This is a genomic window from Pseudomonas sp. FBCC-B1565 (genome assembly GCF_059133265.1).
Window position 1 is genome coordinate 3,486,248 of sequence record NZ_CP101438.1, and the last position, 21,805, is coordinate 3,508,052.

The window sequence follows — 21,805 nt, forward strand, 5'->3', positions numbered from 1 at the left end:
GGTTGAACGCTATTTTTATGCCAAATACTGTCAGGTGACTCACTGCCGATTGTGAGACCCCACGTCAAATCAAGCCACTGTTTTGGCTGCTTACATTAGTGAACGCGGAGGCACAGGAACGCAGGTCGCAGGGCATTGCACTCAATGATGCGCCTTGAAAAAGGCAGCCTTGCGCAAGCAAATGCGCGGATAACGTCCAACTTCAAAGGGTATCCAGCCATGACCAGTCTCTACGCGGTGTCCACATCAGCCCTCAACCCACCCACGCATGCGGCCAATCAACTCTATCGACTGTCCCAACCCACCTCGTCCGAAAGCGTCGCAGAACAACAGGCCAACCCGGCGCCACAACCGACTTCTCTCACAACAGCCGACCTCTCCAACAAAACCCTGATTGGTAATGCCCGCAACCTGCATACCCTGTCGCAAGCGCTGCACAAAATTGCCAGGACACTGGGACACAACGCGTCTCCCCCGGCGGTGCTGAACGCACTCAAGACCACCGCAATGGACATCCACCCGCATTCATCCTTTCCAACGCAGCCTGACACCCTTGTCACACTGGAGAGCTTCATCCGCGGCATTGGCCTGGGTCTACCCACCAACCATTTTTCCTTGACCGCGTTAGCGGATGCCGTCAGTGAGAGAGCGGTGGCGAACCCGTTTGGGAACTTCGGGGGGGCACTGTCCTGGCCTGTACCTTTGAGTACTGACGATCAGCGAACGCTGCAGGCAGCGGCTCTCCAATACATCAAGGATCACGCGGAATCACCGGAGACGGGCCACAGCCTGGGAATCCTTGAGTTGCTCAATGACAACAAACCCTTGACGGATGAGGCCAAGGCAGACCCCATCAAAGCGTTGGAGTCGATCCTGAACAGCCCCCGAGGGCAGGCGTTTGGTCGGGCAATGCAAGCGCATATGAAGGGTATCGACACCGCCACCAGCGCCCATGACTACGCCCTGCCGGCGATCTACCTGGCCCTGAACCCCGAAGCTATTACCAACCCGCAGCGAAAAAGGGTTGAACCGCACCTTTGGGGCGCTAGCCCGTCAGCGGTGGTCGATGCGCAGGTCAAACCCCTGATAGACGATGGCCGGGTTAGCCCGGAGATGGCCGACGTTGCCGCAACGATAATATTCGGACTGACAGCGCCTGCGTTTAAGGTAAAAGGCCTTCCCGACAATATCACTTATGGCAGCCCGGCCTCGGCCCGCCTGCAGATCGCAGTGGATATCCAGGAAGCGCTGTCACCCGGGTCGGCGATGACCATGGGCTTCGACGAAATCATGATCAAGGCCGAAAAGGCCGCCCAGGTCGATCCAGCGGTAACCGAGCTCGCTCAGAAAACCGCACTGGTCGATTGGGGGGTTGTCAACGGCCTGATCGAGAGAAAGGATGACAAACACTACACGGACCTGGAACTGGATGAGCTGAGAACCCAATACAACCGCGAGTTCGCAGAGCAGATCGACGCACAGACGTTAGCCAATGCTGAAATACCCAGCCGTAAGGACATCGCCCTCGCCAAACTGAAAGAACGTTTTGGTGAAGGAATTCCGTTTGAAAAACCCCTGTTGAAACTCCAGACATCCGGCCATCAATCCCCCGCAATGCCGATCTACAATCCAAACTTGCGGCCTGAAGGGTATTTTTCGATGCTCGACATCGCGATGATGGAAAACCGTGGTTACACCTGGACGACCGCTGACCCGCGTATCCCCCTCGCCGCGATCAACGAAAATCCTGTTCTCGGTGTGAATGCAGCATTCAAGCAACAATTCGACGAGGCTATTGTTTCGCGAAAGAAAGGTCTGAGTGCGACCGTCAGGCACCTCATATCCAAACTCCCCTTGGATCAACGCAAAGACTTGGAATATGGAAAGCTGCGCTTCTTTCATGATTCGGCGTACAGAATAAATTTCATAGACAAAACACTGCTACACAAATACCTCACCTTTTCGATAAAAACCGAGCGTGACGGCGTGTCGTCTGTTTATGAGGTCGACATCAAGAAAGGCACCATCACCAAGCAACGCAGCGGCAAAAATTACGATGAGAGCACCTATGGCCCAGGCTCACGGCAAATTCATACAACCGAGTTCCGGCCGTCCCGCTATAGCCAGGCAAACCAGAAGGAAAACACGGGCGACAGCGCAGTCACGCCAAAAAGCTTCAGCAGCGACCGCAGCCAATACATTGCCGATGCGTTCGTTGAGCACCTGGATATCGATAACGCCGATGTTGTGAAAGCGGCCAAAGGCTCTACGCAGTTGGACAAACAGTTCGAAGCACAGGATCGCGCGGCCAACTTTTTCCTGGACCTGATCCCGTTCAGATCGGCCATTGTCAACTTCATAAACGGCAACTATGTGGCGGGCGCTCTTGATCTGACGATGGATGTCATGGAGTTCCTGACCGCTGGCGCAGCGACTGCGGCCAAGCTGGTCAAGGTGGGGGCGATCGCCGGCTCTGCTGCCACAAAGCTGGCCAAGGGCGCGCGCGTTATTGGAGCGGCGACCCTCAGTGCATTCAACCCGCTGGGGGGCGCAGACGACCTGGTATTTGGCGGCGCAAGGCTACTGGGCAAAAGCCCTCGGGCACTGGAGAAAGGCATACAAATGCTACGGGGCACATCAGACAGTTATGGGCTGCTGAAAAACCTCAGCCAGCAGTACGACATAGCCGCAATAGGCAGCTACAAGGTCGGCGAAACAAAGATCCAGACGGCTGCCGTATTCAACGATGGACAATGGTACCGCTACGACCCGATCAAGGCTCAACCCTACGGAGCCCCGCTGGAGAACTTCACGCCCTCTGTCGCGGCCTCCGCGGGGGAAATCAAAGGGTTGACTGAGTCGGGGAGCATCGAGTGGTTCACCAGTTGGTGGAGTTCCTCCCGTCCCGACGCCAACCCCGATTTCGCAAAGGAATTCGAGGACTTGCGGTTAAGCGCCTTGAAAACGGACGCCGAAGGATTCAACCATGGTTATAACAGCCAGACACCGCCGTCGATTACCGGGTACTCAACATCCCTGAGCGTTGAACAGCTCAAGACACTTTCACTGCAAGCCGGTCCAAGTGCTCAACAGTTGGGAAGCCTGATTCGCCGTATCGAAGACTTGGAAGAACTGCCGAATACGTTCTATACCAAAATGGAAAACCTCAAAACGCTGGATGCGGACAGTTTCAAGCAGGGTTACAAGTACGGAACGCCCGACTCGATAAAGGGGTACAAGGAGGGGTTGAGAGTCCCTGAACTCCAGGAGCTGGCTTTGCAACGTGGATTGACGACGCAACAAATGGGCTGTCTGTACCGACAGGTTGAAAAGCGTGCGATCACGCTCAACCTGTCCCTGGCCAAAAAATTCGGCGATAACATCAAGGCCGCGGGCGGAGCGTTCGTCCCGATGCCACAAGGTTTGTACCTCAGCCAAGTCAGTCCTATCTCGGGAGGGCAGTGCGCGGTGTTTGCTAACTCGATGGCCTATGCCATTCAGGAGGGCAAGCAAACCACGCTGTTGGAGAATCTTTTCACGGTAATGGCTCATCCCGAGCATCCCGCCACCCAGACATTTCAAAAGACTATGCAAAGTTTCCAGGCCAAGCTCAGGCATGACTTTCATGTAGGCCAATACAAACAGCAGCGGACGGCTGCGCAAATCATCGAGCAACTGGCGAATGCCAACACGTCGACCCGCCTGATGATAGGTAATACAACACACGGTATTACCGCAGGCGTTGTCGTAAAGGGCGGCGAAAAAGAATGGTTCTACTTCGATCCCAACTTCGGGTTGGCAACATTCAAGTCCGAGGCGTCTATGCGCGCCGGTGTGGAAAGTGCAATGAGCACCGGTTCAACGAGCGCATTATTCCGTCCGAATCCGGGGACCTTGACCTATTCTGTCTCGGACTTCAGTGAATTGAACCTGATGAACACCGTCGGCAGCATCAACGGCGTGCATGACCTAGTGGCCATCCCGCTATCAATTTCCTCCCCCAGATTGGCCTCAAGTGTCGCCTGACGTTTGACGGGGAGTACCGGCATCATCCGATTCCTGGAGATGCCGCAGTCCCTTGCGAGCCCGGTAGAAACCCGACCACAGACTCATACGGGACATTCCTTCCCAACACCGGCACAATACCGACCTCGGTGAGGGAACTTGCCGAGATCGCCGCGACTCATTAGAGGATGGCCTTTCCACCGCTCACGGCCAATCCTTTCACTCTCGGGAATTTTTTTATGTCCGCCACCGCCTCCACCATCCTTGTCGTCGAAGACGATGCCATCGTGCGCATGCTTATCGTCGACGTCCTGGAGGAGTTGGAATTCAACGTGCTGGAGGCCGGCGATGCTGAAGAAGCGCTGGCACTGGTGCAAAACACTGGCCAAGTGATCGACCTGATGATGACCGATGTCGGCTTGCCGGACATGGACGGCAAGCAACTGGCTGCCAAGGTCCGCGAACTGCGTGCGGACCTGCCGATTCTGTTCGCCAGCGGTTATGCGGAAAACATTGACGTGCCGGCCGGCATGCAAGTGATCGCCAAGCCGTTCTCGATCGATCAATTACGCGACAAAGTCAAATCGATGCTGCCCGCACTTTAATTTCGACCTGTACACGGTGCCGCCTGCATGGGCGGCATTTTTGCGTCAGGTGTTCAGAGATTAACGTGACCTTCGGTCAATAACATCGGAAACTCAACGCTATTCAGACGCTACCCTACAAAACGCACTCAGGAAGGACGCAACAACATGATTGGAAAACCGACGCGCCTGCTGTTGGCGAGCCTCTCGATACTCATGAGTACCGGCGCCTGGGCAGACTTCACGGCAACCCCGGCCGAAGCCCGGGCCATTGCCAAGGAAGCCTACCTGTATGGGTTTCCGGTGGTGGACATGTACAAGACGCTCTATACCCAGGCCGTTGACAAAGGCGGTGCCAACTTCAAGGCGCCGTTCAACCAGATCGGCAATACCGCGCAAGTGTTCACGCCCAAGGACACGGCCTTCGTCACGCCCAACGCCGACACGCCCTACTCGTTCGTCTGGATGGACCTGCGCCGCGAACCGCTGGTGCTGACCCTGCCCAGGATCGAAGACGACCGCTACTACTCGGTGCAGTTGATCGACCTTTATACGCAGAACTTCGCTTACCTGGGCACCCGCAGCACTGGTAACAACGGCGGCCACTACATGATCGCCGGCCCCGACTGGAAGGGTCAGCAGCCGGTGAATGTCGACCGCGTGATCTACAGCGAAAGCAATATTGCCTACGCCCTGTACCGCACGCAGTTGTTTGATGAAAAGGACCTGGGCAAGGTCAAGCAGATCCAGGCCGGCTATAAAGTGCAGCCACTGAGCAGCTACGTGAAACAACCCGCGCCAGCCAAGGCGGCCAAGGTCGAATGGCCAAAGCCCACGGCGACCATGACCGAAGGCCCGCAATTGTTTCGCTACCTGAACTTCATGCTGGCCTTCGCCGCGCCGCAGGACAGCGAAAAAGAGCTGCTGGCCCGCTTTGCCAAGATCGGTATCGCCCCGGGCGCGCCGTTCAAGGTCAAGGAGCTGACCGCCGAACAGCGCAAGGCCCTGGATGAAGGCATTGCCGACGCCCATGCCGAATTTGCCGCGTTCAAGAAAGACAAAGTCGACACTCACCAGATCACCAGCGGTGATCTGTTCGGCAGCCGCGACCACCTGAACAACAATTACCTGTACCGCTATGCCGGCGCCAACATGGGCATTTTCGGTAACTCCTCCGACGAAGCCACCTACATGAGCTACTTCGTCGACAGCGAAGGCAAACCCGCCAACGGCGCACGCCACAGCTACACCGTGCATTTTGCCAAGGACCAACTGCCGCCGGCCGATGCGTTCTGGTCGCTGACCATGTACGACGCCAAGACCAAGCTTTTGGTGCCCAACCACAAGAAGCGCTACCTGATCAATTCGCGGATGCTGCCCAACCTCAAGCGTGACGCCGATGGCGGCCTGACATTGGCCTTGCAGCACCACGAGCCACCGAAGGCCGAGCAAAGCAACTGGTTGCCGGCGCCACCGGGTCCGTTCTACGCGGTATTGCGCATTTACCTGCCCAAGCCTGAGGTGGGTAACGGCCAATGGAAGCTGCCGCCGTTGACGCCGCTCAAGTAACGCCACGCGCCCGGTCGCAACAATGGTGAGGGCACCGCAGCCCTCACCTCTCGCAAGTTCTAGCGCGTAAGTTTCACGTACGACTGATGCAGGTCCGACGCCCAGCCATCAATCACGCTTTTCACGTCACCGGCCTTCATCACCTGCGAATCGTTGGACAGCGGCTTGCCTGTGCCTTTGCGCACCACCTGGGCGAGCACCTTGCCATTGGCGCCATCGAGGAACTGCGCCTCGGTGCCCAGGGTGGTTTCCTGATCACGGATCCCGGTGCCGGTGCTTACCGCCGCCACGACCAAGGCCACCGGAATATACTCATAGGGTTTGAGGCCTTCGGTCTTGCTGCTCACGGCGGTGATTGCTGCACGCACCACGATCACGCCTGGACCTGGCGCATTGGCCAGGGGCAGGGATTTTTCCAGCTCACGCTTGAGTGCCTGGTTGTAGTAGGTGTTGATGTCGTTGAGGGTGGTTAGCGGAATTTTCGCGGTGGCCTGGGGCTTAGGGTAGAACTGGGTCGGTTCGACGTACACCGCGTGATAGCGGCTCAGATCCAGCTCGGGATCGACCCAGCGCATCACCTCGGCCCCCGATGGAGACTTGGCTTCCTTGAGCCGGCTGTAGTCCGAGAGAAAGCCGGAATACTCATCCGGCGCGGTGATCTTGCTGGCACACCCCGCCAGCCCGAGCGAAGCGATGCACAACGTGCAGAGCAAATGCCTAAGTGTCATGTTTGAACTCCCTGGCGGTCGACGTTGGAACACTGAGTTGTAGGTATAGCCAATCCTGGCAAAATAACCCTGTTCCCATCATTCGACGTTTCAGCTGCGTTCGCGGGGGATCAGGCTTTGCAACTGCGAGGCCAGGAAGTTGGCGTCGAAACCAAAGGTGTCCGGGTCTTTGAGGCCATTGGTCTTCTTCCACAACCAGTCGTTCTTATCCACGGGTAATACCAACGACACACTGCCGTGACGTGCCGCGGTCAGGCCCATGACCGACACAGAGATCAAGCCACCCGCGCCCATGACATCCGGCACGAACTCCACCGGTTTGCCAGTGATCTGTACGGTCAGTTTCTCGGTCTTGAATGTCGAGGTCTCCACCGGCACGCTCGGGCCGCTGGCTACGTAAGCTTCACGGTGGACTTCAAGCAACCCCACCGTCTTCACCGGCTCAAGCCACTGCTCGATCTGCCCGAACAGCTCATCGAGCTTCTGCGCCCAACGGGCCGACTGCACGTCGAACTGCTGCTTCTTGTGCGCTTCGCTGTCGGCGTAATGACGAAGCATCTCGCCCAGTTGCTGTACATCGTCCATTGCGGAGTTCCTTGGGTGAGCCTGGTTGCGAAGCCTGATCATGGCAGATGCAGCCATTCGACGTACGGCTTAAAACTGATCCGCAACAATGAGGTTTTTCTGAGCCTGTTTTGTTTTACCCATGCTTCCTACAGTGCCGCCACTTGGAACCGTGGGAGGACTGAGCATGAGCAGCACAACAATCGGACAGGCGTATAACTATAAAGTCGTCCGCCAATTCGTTATCGCCACGATCGCCTGGGGCGTGGTGGGCATGGCCATGGGCGTGTGGATTGCCTCGCAACTGGTCTGGCCCGAGATGAATCTCGATCTACCCTGGACCACTTTTGGTCGGTTACGCCCCCTGCACACCAGCCTGGTGATTTTCGGTTTTGCCGGCAGCGCGCAGTTTGCCGCCAGCTATTACGCGGTACAGCGTACTTGCCAGGTGCGGCTGTTTTCCAACCGCCTCGCGGCGTTTACCTTTTGGGGTTGGCAGTCGGTGATCGTGATCATGCTGGTCAGCTTGCCGCTGGGTTACACCACCACCAAGGAGTACGCCGAGATCGAATTCTCCGGCGCGGTGTGGATGGCAGTGGTCTGGGTGGCGTACGCCATTGTGTTTTTCACCACCGTGGTGCGGCGCAAAACCCGGCACATCTACGTGGGCAACTGGTTCTTCGGCGCGTTTATTCTGGTGATTGCCATGCTGCATGTGGTCAACCACCTGGCGATCCCGGTGGACTGGTTCAAGTCCTACCCGGTGTATTCCGGGGCGACCGATGCCATGGTGCAGTGGTGGTATGGGCATAACGCCGTGGGGTTTTTCCTGACTACCGGTTTCCTGGGCATGATGTATTACTTCGTGCCGAAACAGGTCGGACGCCCGGTGTACTCCTATCGTTTATCCATCGTGCACTTCTGGGCGCTGATCACCCTGTACATCTGGGCCGGTCCGCACCATTTGCACTACACCGCCCTGCCCGACTGGGCGCAGTCACTGGGCATGGCCATGTCGCTGATCCTGCTGGCGCCGAGTTGGGGTGGGATGATCAACGGCATGATGACCTTGTCCGGCGCCTGGCATCAGTTGCGCACCGACCCGATCCTGCGATTCCTGGTGCTGTCCCTGGCGTTCTACGGCATGTCGACGTTCGAGGGGCCGATGATGGCGATCAAGACCGTCAACGCCCTCTCCCACTACACCGACTGGACCATCGGCCACGTACACGCCGGAGCCCTGGGCTGGGTGGCGATGATCACCTTCGGTGCGCTGTATCACATGATTCCCAAGGTGTTCGGCCGCGAGCAGATGCACAGCGTGGGGCTGATCAACCTGCACTTCTGGCTGGCCACCATTGGCACCGTGCTCTACATCGCGTCAATGTGGGTCAACGGCATTACCCAGGGCTTGATGTGGCGCGCGGTCAACGATGACGGCACCCTCACCTATTCGTTTGTCGAGGCCTTGCAGGCCAGCCACCCGGGGTTTGTGGTGCGGTTTGCCGGTGGTGTGTTCTTTCTGACCGGTATGCTGCTGATGGCCTACAACACCTGGCGCACGGTGCGTGTCGCGGACCTGAAAGTGGCGCAGCTTGATGCGCGGATCGCCTGAGATGTGGGGCCTGCTGATGGTGGTATGCCTGTATGGCGCGGTGGAGTATTGCTTGCGCGGTCAATCGGACAAAAGCCTGGACGACGCCAGCCTGATGCCCTTCGCCGATGACCCGGAAGTGGCACGGCGGGTGGAGTTGGCGACCGGCAAGCAGGTGAACGCAGTGGCACCGGAAGATGCCAAACCCGGGTGGACCAACCTGGACATGTGAAACTGCACCGGTCATTTCGTGGGCAACTGCGTATGACTAATCAATGGTCGATGGGTAAGGTGAAGCGACTTTCCTTGTCAGGAGCATCGCATGCGCACCATCGGCCTTATCGGCGGCATGAGCTGGGAGTCCAGCGCCGAGTACTATCGCATCATCAACCAACGCGTACGCGACCAGCTCGGCCCGCTGCGCTCGGCGCAACTGTTGATGTACAGCGTGGACTTCGGCCCGGTGGAACAGGCGCAACATGCCGGGCGCTGGGATGACACCGCACTGATCCTCGAAGACGCCGCGCGCCGTTTGCAAGCCGGTGGCGCCGACTGTGTGGTGCTGTGTACCAACACCATGCATTTGGTGGCACCGCGTATCGAGGCGGCGGTGTCGATTCCGTTCCTGCATATCGCCGACGCGGCGGGTGCGGCTGCCGTGGAAGGCGGTACGCTGACGGTTGGTCTGCTCGGCACCGCGTTTACCATGGAACAGGATTTCCTCAAGTCGCGCCTGGCCGCCCAAGGCCTGACCGTGCTGGTGCCGGAGGCCGACGAGCGTCAGGCCGTGCACAGGATCATCTATGAGGAGTTGTGCGTCGGCGTGATCAGCGAAGCGTCACGCAAGGTCTACCAAGGTGTGATCAAGTCCCTGGCCGCACGCGGCGCCCAGGCCATCATCCTCGGCTGCACGGAAATCGGGCTGCTGATCAAGCCCGAACACAGCGAGCTGCCGCTGCTGGACACCACCGAGCTGCATGCGCAGGCTGCGGTGGCGTTCGCTTTGCAGGGCTAAGCCGACTGGCGCAGGCGCGCCATGCTCACGGTGTCGACAAACCGGCCGTCACGCAGGGCGTAATCACGCAATACGCCTTCGACCTCAAAGCCGAACTTGCGATACAACCGCTGCGCCGACTCATTGTCGGCGTACACCGTGAGCTCCACCCGATGCAGGTTCATCCAGTTGTCGGCCACGTCCAGCGCGGCCGTCAACAGCCGCGAACCGACTCCCTTGCCCTGCCACGCCGTTGCCACGCCCATGCCGAACGAACCGACATGGGCCTGGCGCACACGCAGGTACTGTTCCAGGCCCAGCTGGCCGATCACCTCACCCCCATGCATCGCTACCAGTTGCAGGCGCCGCTCGTTGTCCATCACCAGGCGTTTGCGCCACATCTCGACCGACTGGAAAGGCATTTGCAGCACCTGACGGCACACGGCCGGTTCGTTGTAGAGCGCTGCGACGCCTTCAAGGTGGGCCTCGGTGAAGCGCTGGATCACGATATGGGGTTCAGGCGTGTGCATGGTGTTTCATCCTTTGAAAGACACGTGGTCGACCAGTGTAGGGGCGACATTAAGCCGATGGCTAGGGGGCTGGCACGGTTGACCACAACGATGGCCAGTCACCGTAGCCGACCCCGGTGCAACGCGGCATCCGGTGGAACTCACTGAGCTGAAAGCGCTTGCCGTCGAACACCCAAGTGGCCCCGCCGCCGCAGTCACCGATGCCACGCTGCTTGTAGAAATAACTCAGGGACCCGGAAGCCTCGTCATAGCCGACCGCGCCTTGCAATGCGGCGTCTTCCAAGGGCAGCGGCTGCAGGTCCATCAGGGTTTCCGTATAGGGCGCCTGGCGCTCACGGCTGCTGACATTGAACTCGCAGTTGTAGGCCGCGCAGTCATAACGTGTCACGGTCATGGCCTGGAGCGCCGTCAGCGCCCCTGCTTTTGCCTCGGGCTCCCCCTCTTCCGGCGTGACGGCCTGCAAGGCGGCAGCCACCAGCCCGGCCTGCTCCTGCGCGGTTAACGGCGGTGCCGGCGAAAACTTGCGCAGTACCGGCGTTGGCGCCCGTGGCGGCACCTCGCTGGCCGCGCCCTTGCCGGGTCGAGCCAGGGCCGTCAGGTTGTCCACGCGTCCCTGTACTGCATCCATCAACAGCAGCGCAGCACTCAACCCGCTCAGCGATACATGCGCCTGTTCATCACCCGGCAACTGCAGGCGCTGGCCATTGCGCAGACGCTGCAACCAGCGCCGCGCCCCTGCGTCATCAATCACCCCATACGAATGCACCTCGGGATCACCGCCCTGGTCATCCAGTTCAACGTGCAATTCCCGCGTCAGCTCCAGGCCCAGGGGCTGGCCGTCCAGCAGCAAGGTGGAAAGGTCCACCTCCTGGCCTCGATAATCAAAGCGCAGACGCGGATACCCTTGCGGACCCGCCTGATGCCAGATGTGCAACGTCAATGAGCTGTAGTCCTCTTCATCCACGCCGCTGGGTGCGCTGAGGGCGTGACAATTGCGCAGGTTGTCGCAACCGACCACCCACTGCTTGATCTCACGCAGCAGCGGTACCGCTTCGGAGGGGGGTTGGGCGAAGACCGGGGTGGTGGCGCCGGTGAGCAACAGGGCCAGGAATGCGGGGCGCAGCATGGGGACTCTCCGTGTCGAAAAGGCGCGGATTGTCCCATGTTCGGGTTTTTTCGTCAGTGCTTGCCTGCGGTGCGCCACAGCCGCGCAATATCGGCTGCCCGTTCGCTGAGCAGACGCGGCGCCTCAGCGCAGGCCTGTTCCAGGCTCATCGGACCGCTAGGCAAGGCAAATGCCGCATCCACGCCATGGGCATACATCTGCTCGTAGCCCTCACCCAAGGTGCCGGCGATCACAATAACGGGCACGTTGTGCTGTCGGGCGATGCGCGCCACGCCGAACGGGGTTTTGCCGCGCAGGGTCTGGGCGTCGAAACGGCCTTCGCCGGTGATCACCAGGTCGGCGCCGCGTACGGCGGCGTCCAGGCCAACCAGTTCGGCCACTACCTCTACGCCAGCGCGGAACTGCGCGCCCAGGAAGGCCTTGGCCGCAAAGCCCAAGCCACCTGCGGCGCCGCTGCCGGGTTCGTCGCGTACATCTTTGGATAGCACGTTGGCGCAATGATCGGCGAAGTGGCCAAGGGCGGCGTCGAGTTGTTGGACTTGCTCGGGATTGGCGCCTTTTTGCGGGCCGAAAATTGCCGAGGCGCCGTGGGGGCCGCACAGCGGGTTGTTGACGTCTGCGGCGATTTCAAAGCGTACCTGCGAAAGGCGTGGGTCAAGCTGTTCCAGGCTGACCCGCGCCAGGCGGGCCAGGGCCAGGCCACCAGGTGCCAGCAGTTGGTCGTCGGCGTCGAACAGTTGCACACCGAGTGCCTGCATCGCGCCAGCGCCGCCATCGTTGGTGGCACTGCCGCCAATTGCCAGGATGATGCGTTCAGCGCCGGCATCCAGTGCGGCTCGGATCAGTTCGCCGGTGCCATGGGTGGTGGTTGTGCATGCGTCGCGCAGGCCCGACGGCACCAATTGCAGGCCGCTGGCCTCGGCCATTTCGATGATTGCGGTGTGGCTGTCGGCCAACCAGCCCCAACGCGCCTCAACCGCTGTACCGAGCGGGCCGCGCACGGTTTGACGACGCAACTCGCCCTGGCAGGCCGCAAGCACCGCATCCACTGTACCTTCACCGCCATCCGCCATTGGACATTGGACCAGCTCGGCATCAGGCCACACCTGGGTCAGCCCTTGGGCAATAGCCTGGGCGACGCCTTCGGCACTCAGGCTGTCCTTGAACGAGTCGGGGGCGATGATGATTTTCATGGGCTTTCTCCGGTTTTTATGACGCCCATGCTGCCAGTTGCCACCGCCGCTGACGCCGGTCCGATGCACAAGTGTGGCGGTGCTTTGTTGTTCATTCCGACAAAGGCTGGGGCAGCAGCTGAACGCCGAGGTACAGGGCGAGCATGCCGTCCAGGGTCAACGGGTCGACGCCGCTGAGTTCGGCAATGCGCTCCATGCGGTAACGCAGGCTGTTGCGGTGAATACCCAGGGCGTCGGCACAGGCCTGGCTTTGCCCGTCGTGTTCGCACCAACTGCGCAAGGTGGCCAGCAGTTGACCATTGCCGTCCTTGGCCAACACTTTGCGCAGCGGGTTGAGCAGTTCATCGAGGGCGTCGTCGTTGCGATGGCGCCAGAGCATCACTGGCAGGCGATAGCGGTTGAGCGTGAGCAGCCGTGACTGCGGCAGCACATCGCGACCGTAAGCGAGCAAATCACCGACGCGTCGATAGCAGCGGCGCAGCCCCGCCAGCCCGTCGGCTTGCCCGCCAACGGCGACGCGCAGGATGCTCCAGCCGAGGCCTTCGAGCTTCTCCAGCAGGCGTGGGTTGTCGACCGGCACCGCGGCAGGCCGGCACCACAACAATGAGTACTGCGCCGAGCTGACACACCAACTGTCCGGATAACGCGAAGTCAGCCAGGCACTCAAGGCCTCTGCCGATTGCCCCGGGCCGAGTTCGAACAGATACGGTGTGCGCGCCATCTGCGGCTTGAGCCCCAGTTGCTGGGCTTCGTCCACCAGCCGTGGCGAGTCGCCGGTGTCTGCCAGCAGCAGGGCCAGCAGGTCATCGCAACGCTGGCGCCGCCACTGTTGCTCGGCCTGCTGGTGGCGGTGGCTCACCAGCATCTCGGCGGTCATACGTACCAGCGCGGCGTAGGTGCGCAGGCCTTCCGGTTCGCCAGTGATGCCCAGCACACCGATCAGGCGGCCATCATGCAGCAGCGGCAGGTTGATGCCCGGTTGCACGCCCTTGAGGTGCTTGGCGGTCTGGCCATCGATTTCCACCACGCGGCCATTGGCGAGCACCAGCTGCGCGCCTTCATGGCGGGTATTGATACGTTCGGGTTCGCCGCTGCCGAGAATCAGGCCCTGGCTGTCCATGACGTTGACGTTGTGGGGCAGGATCGCCATGGTCCGATCGACGATATCCTGCGCCAGGTCATGATCCAGCTCGAACATGCGGCTAAATTCCTTGAAAGGGTGGTTGTTCATCGGCACAGCGCAAAGCAGGGTTCGCTGTGCGCAAGCACAAAGACAGCGGCCCGCCGGAGGGCCGAGACTCTTCAGGCGATCAACGTTACCCTCGCATCGCGAAAAATCATAATAAAGAGAGACTCCCATGTCACAGAGCGCCGCAGCCACACTGGCCACCGATGACGATAAAAACGCCATCTACAAGCGCATTACCCTGCGCCTGATCCCCTTCATTTTCATCTGCTATCTGTTCAACTACCTCGACCGGGTAAACGTCGGCTTTGCCAAGTTGCAGATGCTCGACGCGTTGAAATTCAGCGAAACCGTGTACGGCCTCGGTGCCGGGATCTTCTTTATCGGCTACGTGCTGTGCGGCGTGCCGAGCAACCTGGCGTTGACCAAATTCGGTCCACGCCGCTGGATTGCGTTGATGATGATCGTCTGGGGCACGCTGTCCACCTGCCTGCTGTTCGTCACCACACCGACGCACTTTTATACCCTGCGCCTGTTTACCGGTGCCGCTGAAGCAGGCTTCTTCCCCGGCGTGGTGCTGTACCTCTCGCAGTGGTTCCCGACCTTCCGCCGTGGGCGGATCATGGCGCTGTTCATGTCGGCTATCCCGGTCTCCGGCTTGCTCGGCAGCCCGTTCTCCGGCTGGATCCTCAACCACTTTGCTGCCGGCCAGGGCGGCCTTGCCGGCTGGCAGTGGATGTTCCTGCTGCAAGGCATCCCGACCGTGATCCTGGGCGCCCTCGCCTACTTCCTGCTCAGCGACAGCTTTGCCAGCGCCAAGTGGCTCAAGCCCCACGAGCGCGCGGTGCTGGAAGCCGACCAGGCGACCGACCTGGCCAACAAGCCGAAAACCACCAGCGATTCGCTGGCCGAAGTGTTCAAGAACCCCGCAATCTGGGCGTTCGGTTTGATCTACTTCTGCATCCAGAGCGGCGTGTACGCCATCAATTTCTGGCTGCCGTCGATTATCAAGAACCTGGGGTTCAGCGATAACCTGGTGATCGGCTGGCTCAGTGCAATCCCCTACTTGCTGGCAGCGGTATTCATGCTGCTGGTGGGTCGCTCCGCCGACTTGCGCAAGGAGCGCCGCTGGCACTTGGTGATACCGATGTTGATGGGCGCTATTGGCCTGGTGATTGCGGTGAACTTCGCCACGACACCGGCGATTGCGATCCTCGGCCTGACCATCGCGACCATGGGTGCGCTGACCGGCCTACCGATGTTCTGGCCGGTGCCCACCGCCATGCTCAGTGCGGGCGCGGCGGCAGGCGGCCTGGCGTTGATCAACTCCATGGGCCAGATGGCCGGCTTCCTCAGCCCCTACATCGTGGGCTTTGTGAAGGATGCCACCGGGTCCACGGATGTGGCGCTGTACTTACTGGCGGCGGTGATTGTCGCCGGTAGCGTATTGGCGTTGCGGATGACGCGTACCCTGAAGGCTTAGGTCGCTGCGGCAATCAGAGCAGACCGCCGCCGTCGATATCGATCACGGCGCCGGTCATAAAGCCATTTTCCATGGCCAGCACATACCCCGCCGCCACTTCCTCTGCTTGCCCTACTCGCCCGACAGGCAACGCGGCGCCGGCCTTGGCAAACATCGCCAGGCGCTGCTCCTCTGCAAGGCCGGCATACGCCGGTGTATCGATCACCCCTGGGCTGACCACGTTGACCCGGCGCGGTGCCAACTCCTTCGCCAACTGTTTACCCAGCGCTTCGGTGGCGGCGTTGATGCCGGTCTTGATGAACTGGCCCGGCGCCAATTTACGTCCCAGTTGCCCGGAGGTCAGGCTGATGCTGCCCTGCTCATCCAGGAATGGCAGTGCCAGTTGGATCGCCCGCAGCGAGCCCCAGAGTTTTACGTTGAAGTTGTCCTGGGCCTCGCTCAGATCGGTTTCGATCAAGGTCTTGGCGCGCACGGTGGGCCCTGAGGTGTAGACCAGGTGGTCGAACCGCCCCACGCGTTCGAACAAGTGTTGCAAGGACCCTGCGTCAGTGACGTCCACCGGTTCGCTGCGCAGGCCGTTTACCACGCCGCTGGTCAAGCGCCGCCCGGCCAGCACCACCTGCGCCCCGCGCGCAGCAGCGGCCTTGGCCACGGCCGCGCCAATTCCGCTGCTGCCGCCAATCACGATGACGGTTTTGCCGTTGAGGGAAGAAGTCATGGGGAAATTCCTGATTGAGAAAGTGAGGGTTCATCTTCCCAGCTTGGCAATCGACGAAAAATCCCGGTAAAACGACAAGATCTTTAAAGGATTTTTACAAATGAGCTCGACCCTCGACCTTGAAGTCTTCGTGCGCACCGCCGACACCGGCAGCCTTTCTGCCGCCGCCCGCAGCCTCGGCTTGACCCCGGCCGCCGCCAGCATTGCCCTCAAGCGCCTGGAAACCCGCCTGGGCATTCGCCTGCTGGCACGTTCCACCCGCAGCATGCGCCTGACCGAAGAAGGTCGCCGCTACCTGGAGAGCGTGCGCGTCGCACTGGAGGCGCTGTCCGAGGGCGAGCAGGCGATCAAGCAGCAGGGCCAGAGCCTCAGTGGCCTGCTGCAACTGGCGGCGCCCTCGGACTTCGGGCGCAATGTGCTATTGGGCTGGCTGGACGCGTTCAAGCTCGAAAACCCGAATATCCGCCTGCAATTGCTGCTCAACGACACCAATGCCGACCTGTTCCGCGACACCGTGGACATTGCCCTGCGCTTTGGCGTGCCCCGGGAATCCAGCCTGGTGGCGCTGCCAGTGGTGCCCGACCACCACCGCATCGCCTGTGCCAGCCCGGATTACCTGGCGCGTCACGGCACGCCCCGGGTTCCGAGCGATTTAGCGCAGCACAACACGCTGCGCTACATGCGTCAGGGCCGCGCCAACAGCATCTGGTATTTCCGCCAGGGCGCGGTGTTGCAGGAGGTCGAGGTGTCGGGCGATTACTTGAGCGATGACGGTGAAATCGTGCGGCGCTGGGCGTTGGCCGGTCACGGCATCGCCTACAAAGCCAACCTGGATATCGCCCAGGACATCCAGGCCGGACGGCTGGTGCCGTTGCTGCCTGACTGGCAAGGCGAGCCGACGCCGTTCAACCTGATGTGCCCTCACCGTCTTCAAGTATCGGAACGGGTGAAGGTGCTGCATCGTTTTTTACAAGCGCGCTGCAAGACCCTGCTGAGTCCATGAAGAAACGCGCCCAGGGCTTGTCCCAGAGCGGCCGAGTCTGGTATTGCATGGGGTACGTTCCCCCGCCTTGAGGAGTTATCCATGATTTACCGCACATTGGGCCAGTCCGGGTTGAAGGTCAGCGCCTTGACCCTGGGCACCATGATGTTTGGCGAACAGACCAACACCGAGGACTCGCTGCGCATCATCGACAAGGCCTGGGACCAGGGCATCAATTTTATCGACACGGCAGACGTCTACACCGGCGGACGTTCCGAGGAAATCGTCGGCGAAGCTATCGTGCGCAATCGCCAGGACTGGGTAGTGGCGTCCAAGGTTGGCATCGGCCCGCTGGACGGTTTGCCCAACCGCAGCGGCTTGAGCCGCAAGCGCATATTCAACGCGCTGGACGCCAGCCTGACCCGGCTAGATACCGATTACCTGGACATCTACTACCTGCACCGCGAAGACCACAACACGCCGCTGGAAGTGACGGTGTCAGCGATTGGCGACCTGATCCGCCAGGGCAAGATCCGCTACTGGGGCTTGTCGAACTATCGCGGTTGGCGCATTGCCGAGGTGATTCGCGTGGCCGAACGCCTGGGTGTCGACAAGCCGATCATCAGCCAGCCGCTGTACAACATCGTCAACCGCCAGGCCGAAGTCGAGCAGATCACCGCGGCGGCCGCTTACGGCCTGGGTGTGGTGCCTTACAGCCCATTGGCCCGTGGCGTGCTCAGTGGCAAATACGCGCCGGACGTCACTCCCGAGGCCGGCAGCCGTGCGGCGCGCCAGGACAAACGCATCCTGGAAACCGAATGGCGCGTGGAATCGCTGCGCATCGCCCAGCAGATCCAGCAATACACCCAAGGGCGTGGCGTGGGGATCGTGGAGTTTGCGATTGCCTGGGTATTGAACAATTCGGCGGTGAGCTCGGCGATTGTCGGACCGCGCACCGAGGCGCAATGGGATGCCTACCTTGGGGCGTTGGAGGTGAAGGTCACGGCGGAGGATGAAGCGTTCATCGATTCGCTGGTGACGCCGGGGCATTCGTCGACGCCGGGGTTCAATGATGTCGGGCATTTTGTGTCGGGGCGCATCGCCCGCGGTTATTGAGCTAGACCGTCCATTGTGGTGAGCGGGCTTGCTGTGGCGAGCGGGCTTGCCACAGTTAGCTCGCCCCCGCAGCGGACTAACGCGAAAATTTGCTGAAAAACGCCCCAAAACAGCGCACCCCTCTCCTGCTAAAAGCACCATAATCCCCTCCTGAAATTTCCCCTCTTTTCGTATCAATGGTTTTTCGCGAGGACAGCGTGTCTAAAGGTGTCGTGTTATCGGTCTTGGCCTCGGTGTTGTTTGCCGTGATGTATTACTTCACGTCGCTGCTCACGCCCTTGAGCGGCCTGGAAATTTTCGGCTGGCGCATGTTGCTCACCGTGCCGTGCATGACGGTGTTCATGATGGTCAGTGGCGAATGGCGACGAGTGTGGGAACTGCTGCGGATGCTGGCTGCCAGGCCCGCATTGATTGGTGGTGTGCTGGTGTCTTCCGCCCTGCTGGGCGTGCAGCTGTGGCTGTTCATGTGGGCACCGCTGAATGGGCGTAGCCTGGATGTGTCGGTGGGGTACTTCCTGTTGCCGCTGACCATGGTCCTGACCGGCCGCCTGGTATGGGGTGAACAGCTGTCGTACTTACAACAGATCGCCGTCTGTTTCGCCGGCCTTGGGGTGCTCAACGAGCTGTACCAGGCCGGTGGTTTTTCCTGGGCCACGCTGGTGGTGATCATCGGCTACCCGGTCTATTTCATCGTGCGCAAGTACCTCAAGACCGACCATTTGGGTGGGCTCTGGCTGGACATGGCGTTGATGCTGCCGGTGGCCTGGTGGTTTGTGCAAAGCGGCGAGCAAGGCTTTGCGGTGCTGGATGCGCACCCCAAGCTGTACGCGCTGATTCCGATGCTGGGCCTGATCAGCGCTTCGGCGCTGGTGAGCTACATCATCGCCAGCCGCTTGCTGGCGTTCAGCCTGTTCGGCTTGCTCAGCTACGTTGAGCCGGTGCTCTTGCTGGGCGTGGCGTTGATCCTGGGTGAGGGGATCAAGGGCGGCGAATGGTTGACCTATATCCCGATCTGGCTGGCGGTGATGGTGCTGGTATTCGAAGGCTTCAAACACCTGGTACGCCAGCGTAAAGCCTGATCGGCAGGCAGCAAAAAGCCCGGCCAGGTTACCCTCGGCCGGGCTTTTTTGTGTGCGTCAGTCGGTGGTCAATACACCACGACGCACCTGGTCGCGTTCGATCGACTCGAACAGCGCCTTGAAGTTGCCCTCACCAAACCCATCATCGCCCTTGCGCTGGATGAATTCGAAGAACACCGGCCCCATCAAGGTTTCCGAGAAGATCTGCAGCAGCAGGCGCTTGTCGCCTTCAACCGAGGAACCGTCCAGCAGAATGCCGCGTGCCTGCAGCTGATCCACCGGCTCGCCGTGGTTCGGCAAGCGGCCTTCGAGCATTTCGTAGTAGGTGTCCGGCGGCGCGGTCATGAAGCGCATGCCAATCTTCTTCAGCGCGTCCCAGGTCTTGACCAGGTCGTCGGTGAGGAACGCCACGTGCTGGATGCCCTCGCCGTTGAACTGCATCAGGAACTCTTCGATCTGCCCGGCGCCCTTGGACGACTCTTCGTTCAGCGGGATGCGGATCATGCCATCCGGCGCGCTCATGGCCTTGGACGTCAGGCCGGTGTACTCGCCCTTGATATCGAAGTAACGCGCTTCACGGAAGTTGAACAGCTTCTCGTAGAAGTTGGCCCAATAGACCATGCGACCGCGATAGACGTTGTGGGTCAGGTGGTCGATGACCTTCAGGCCGGCGCCCACCGGGTTGCGCTCCACGCCGTCGAGGTAGACGAAGTCGATATCGTAAATCGAACTGCCTTCGCCGAAACGGTCGATCAGGTACAGCGGCGCGCCGCCGATGCCCTTGATGGCTGGCAGGTTCAGTTCCATCGGGCCGGTTTCGATATGGATCGGCTGGGCGCCCAGTTCCAGGGCGCGGTTGTAGGCTTTTTGCGAGTCCTTGACGCGGAACGCCATGCCGCACACCGACGGACCATGTTCGGCCGCGAAGTAGGAGGCAATGCTGTTGGGTTCGTTGTTGAGGATCAGGTTGATCTCGCCCTGGCGGTACAGGTGCACGTTCTTGGAACGGTGGGTCGCAACCTTGGTGAAGCCCATGATCTCGAAGATCGGCTCCAGGGTACCCGGCGTCGGCGACGCGAATTCGATGAATTCAAAGCCCATCAGGCCCATTGGGTTTTCGTATAGATCTGCCATGATTTGGCGCCTCATCATTCTTGTGTTTTGAAGGTTTCAATTGCCAGCAAGGATGAGGAGCACGGGCGGCGCACAGGAAAGGCCTCGCACACTGCGGGCGAGGAAGTCACCAAAGATGAGGGGGGAGCCGAGTAGCTTCATGGTGTCATCGGTCTCTGACGGCTTAGGCTTGCGTGAGCGCAAGTCCATATTCTTGTATGCGTAAATCGATTCTACACAGCGTAACCACGTTTGTCCGTACTCTTATCAAATCCCCATTACCCGTACCCGTGCAAGGGGTTTATTGCACAGGTAGATGCCCGCCAGGATCACGGCCCCGCCCAGCAGCATCGGCTGGGTGAAAGGCTCGTCCAGCAGCAAGGCGCCGCAGATCACCGCCGTCAGCGGATTGAGCGCGATGAATACACCACTGCGGGTCGCGCCAATACGCCGGATGCCATCGTAATAGCCGATATACGCCAGGGCCGAGCCCAGTACACCGAGGTAAAGCAGGCTGTACAACTGCGGCAGGTGGATAGCAGTGAGCGCATCCAGCGTCAGCCGTCCGCTCAGCAACGTGGTGGCCGCGAGCATCAGCGTTCCCAGCCACACCGACCAGGTGACGGTCTGCAAGGGGCCCAGGCTCTGGTTCAGCGTGCGTGAGCCCAATGAATAGATGCCCCACCCCGCCACACAGCCGGCGATCAACAGATCGCCGCGCCAGGCGTCGGTCGCGCCCTGCAGCCCCAGTGGGTCGCGGTTGACAATGACAACCGCCGCGCCCGCCAGGCACAACGCGATTCCCAGCGCCTTGCCAGGCCCCAGGCGCTCCTTGAATAACAGGCAGGATGCCAGGCCAATCACCGCTGGGTTCAAGGCGACGATCAGCGACGCCCGCGACGCGCCGATGTACTGCAAGCCATAGAAAAAGCACAGGTTGTAGAAAAAGATGCCGAAGAATCCCAGCAATGCCAGTCGCCCCAACTGCGGCAGGTTTGGACGGGCCAGGGGAATGCGCGCGAACGCCATGAACAGCAACAGCGCGACGCTGGCCAGCACAAAACGCAGGCTGGCCGCCAGCAGCGGGTCGACGGCACCGGACAAAGAACGCCCGGCGACGAAGGTGCCGCCCCAGATCATGGAGACGGCAGCGAGCTTCAGGTAGGTCAAACAATCGGTTGAAGGTTTCATCGGGGTATTGCTCTGGCGTTGGACGGGTTAGCCTAGTGTTTGCCCAATAC

Annotated in this window: 19 protein-coding genes; 10 read left to right on the forward strand and 9 right to left on the reverse strand. The window is 60.4% G+C overall.

What is annotated here, in order from left to right:
• Positions 1-144 precede the first annotated feature (144 nt).
• The 3 genes from NL123_RS16350 (at position 145) to NL123_RS16360 (ending at position 6,158) form a co-directional block, all read left to right on the forward strand.
• A complete protein-coding gene (locus NL123_RS16350; protein WP_494355791.1) occupies positions 145-4,026 on the forward strand; it encodes an Mcf1 protease effector domain-containing protein in 3,882 nt (1,293 codons plus the stop codon).
• A 218-nt stretch (positions 4,027-4,244) separates the two neighbouring features.
• Positions 4,245-4,610: a response regulator gene (locus NL123_RS16355; protein ID WP_248481491.1), complete on the forward strand. Its 366-nt coding sequence runs from the start codon at positions 4,245-4,247 to the stop codon at positions 4,608-4,610.
• Between the two features lie 147 nt (positions 4,611-4,757).
• Entirely contained in the window at positions 4,758-6,158 is a 1,401-nt protein-coding gene (locus NL123_RS16360) for a DUF1254 domain-containing protein (RefSeq protein ID WP_494355792.1), read from the forward strand.
• Positions 6,159-6,217: 59 nt separating this feature from the next.
• On the opposite strand, the gene NL123_RS16365 is transcribed toward NL123_RS16360, so the two are convergent.
• Both NL123_RS16365 and NL123_RS16370 read right to left on the reverse strand, forming a co-directional pair.
• Entirely contained in the window at positions 6,218-6,886 is a 669-nt protein-coding gene (locus NL123_RS16365; protein ID WP_494355793.1) for a DUF3313 domain-containing protein, read from the reverse strand.
• A 90-nt stretch (positions 6,887-6,976) separates the two neighbouring features.
• Positions 6,977-7,471, reverse strand: a complete 495-nt coding sequence (locus tag NL123_RS16370; protein WP_248481485.1) for a hypothetical protein — start codon at positions 7,469-7,471, stop codon at positions 6,977-6,979.
• A 166-nt stretch (positions 7,472-7,637) separates the two neighbouring features.
• On the opposite strand from NL123_RS16370, the gene ccoN reads away from it, so the two are divergent.
• The 3 genes from ccoN to NL123_RS16385 all read left to right on the forward strand — a co-directional run bounded on the left by ccoN (position 7,638) and on the right by NL123_RS16385 (position 10,059).
• A complete protein-coding gene (ccoN, locus tag NL123_RS16375; RefSeq protein WP_248481483.1) occupies positions 7,638-9,065 on the forward strand; it encodes a cytochrome-c oxidase, cbb3-type subunit I in 1,428 nt (475 codons plus the stop codon).
• A gap of 1 nt (position 9,066) precedes the next feature.
• Positions 9,067-9,276 carry a cbb3-type cytochrome c oxidase subunit 3 gene (locus NL123_RS16380; protein WP_494358316.1) on the forward strand — a complete coding sequence of 70 codons (210 nt, stop codon included), beginning with the start codon at positions 9,067-9,069 and terminating at the stop codon, positions 9,274-9,276.
• A 90-nt stretch (positions 9,277-9,366) separates the two neighbouring features.
• Positions 9,367-10,059, forward strand: coding sequence for an aspartate/glutamate racemase family protein (locus NL123_RS16385; RefSeq protein WP_494355794.1), 693 nt, complete (start codon positions 9,367-9,369; stop codon positions 10,057-10,059).
• Here NL123_RS16385 and NL123_RS16390 read toward each other — a convergent pair.
• The 4 genes from NL123_RS16390 to NL123_RS16405 form a co-directional block, all read right to left on the reverse strand.
• Positions 10,056-10,568 carry a GNAT family N-acetyltransferase gene (locus NL123_RS16390; protein ID WP_248481479.1) on the reverse strand — a complete coding sequence of 171 codons (513 nt, stop codon included), beginning with the start codon at positions 10,566-10,568 and terminating at the stop codon, positions 10,056-10,058. The genes NL123_RS16385 and NL123_RS16390 overlap by 4 nt on opposite strands.
• Before the next feature lie 61 nt (positions 10,569-10,629).
• Positions 10,630-11,694 carry a DUF1176 domain-containing protein gene (locus tag NL123_RS16395; protein ID WP_494355795.1) on the reverse strand — a complete coding sequence of 355 codons (1,065 nt, stop codon included), beginning with the start codon at positions 11,692-11,694 and terminating at the stop codon, positions 10,630-10,632.
• A gap of 53 nt (positions 11,695-11,747) precedes the next feature.
• Positions 11,748-12,887 (reverse strand): glycerate kinase, encoded by a 1,140-nt coding sequence (locus NL123_RS16400; protein ID WP_494355796.1) that lies wholly within the window; start codon positions 12,885-12,887, stop codon positions 11,748-11,750.
• A 91-nt stretch (positions 12,888-12,978) separates the two neighbouring features.
• On the reverse strand, positions 12,979-14,085 hold the full coding sequence (locus NL123_RS16405; RefSeq protein WP_494355797.1) for a sugar diacid recognition domain-containing protein: 1,107 nt from the start codon (positions 14,083-14,085) through the stop codon (positions 12,979-12,981).
• Positions 14,086-14,245: 160 nt separating this feature from the next.
• Here NL123_RS16405 and NL123_RS16410 point away from each other — a divergent pair, with 160 nt between their 5' ends.
• On the forward strand, positions 14,246-15,556 hold the full coding sequence (locus NL123_RS16410) for an MFS transporter (protein ID WP_494355798.1): 1,311 nt from the start codon (positions 14,246-14,248) through the stop codon (positions 15,554-15,556).
• Between the two features lie 13 nt (positions 15,557-15,569).
• On the opposite strand, the gene NL123_RS16415 is transcribed toward NL123_RS16410, so the two are convergent.
• Positions 15,570-16,274: an SDR family oxidoreductase gene (locus NL123_RS16415; RefSeq protein WP_248481470.1), complete on the reverse strand. Its 705-nt coding sequence runs from the start codon at positions 16,272-16,274 to the stop codon at positions 15,570-15,572.
• 100 nt (positions 16,275-16,374) lie between these two features.
• Between NL123_RS16415 and NL123_RS16420 the strand changes: the two genes are divergently transcribed.
• The 3 genes from NL123_RS16420 (at position 16,375) to rarD (ending at position 19,451) form a co-directional block, all read left to right on the forward strand.
• Positions 16,375-17,277, forward strand: a complete 903-nt coding sequence (locus tag NL123_RS16420; RefSeq protein WP_494355799.1) for a LysR family transcriptional regulator — start codon at positions 16,375-16,377, stop codon at positions 17,275-17,277.
• Positions 17,278-17,358: 81 nt separating this feature from the next.
• Positions 17,359-18,372, forward strand: a complete 1,014-nt coding sequence (locus NL123_RS16425; protein WP_248481468.1) for an aldo/keto reductase — start codon at positions 17,359-17,361, stop codon at positions 18,370-18,372.
• Between the two features lie 197 nt (positions 18,373-18,569).
• Positions 18,570-19,451: an EamA family transporter RarD gene (rarD, locus tag NL123_RS16430; RefSeq protein ID WP_494355800.1), complete on the forward strand. Its 882-nt coding sequence runs from the start codon at positions 18,570-18,572 to the stop codon at positions 19,449-19,451.
• A gap of 57 nt (positions 19,452-19,508) precedes the next feature.
• Here rarD and hppD read toward each other — a convergent pair whose 3' ends face one another.
• Both hppD and NL123_RS16440 read right to left on the reverse strand, forming a co-directional pair.
• Entirely contained in the window at positions 19,509-20,585 is a 1,077-nt protein-coding gene (gene hppD, locus NL123_RS16435; RefSeq protein WP_071495569.1) for a 4-hydroxyphenylpyruvate dioxygenase, read from the reverse strand.
• 246 nt (positions 20,586-20,831) lie between these two features.
• Positions 20,832-21,755 (reverse strand): DMT family transporter, encoded by a 924-nt coding sequence (locus NL123_RS16440; protein WP_248481466.1) that lies wholly within the window; start codon positions 21,753-21,755, stop codon positions 20,832-20,834.
• Positions 21,756-21,805: the final 50 nt, after the last annotated feature.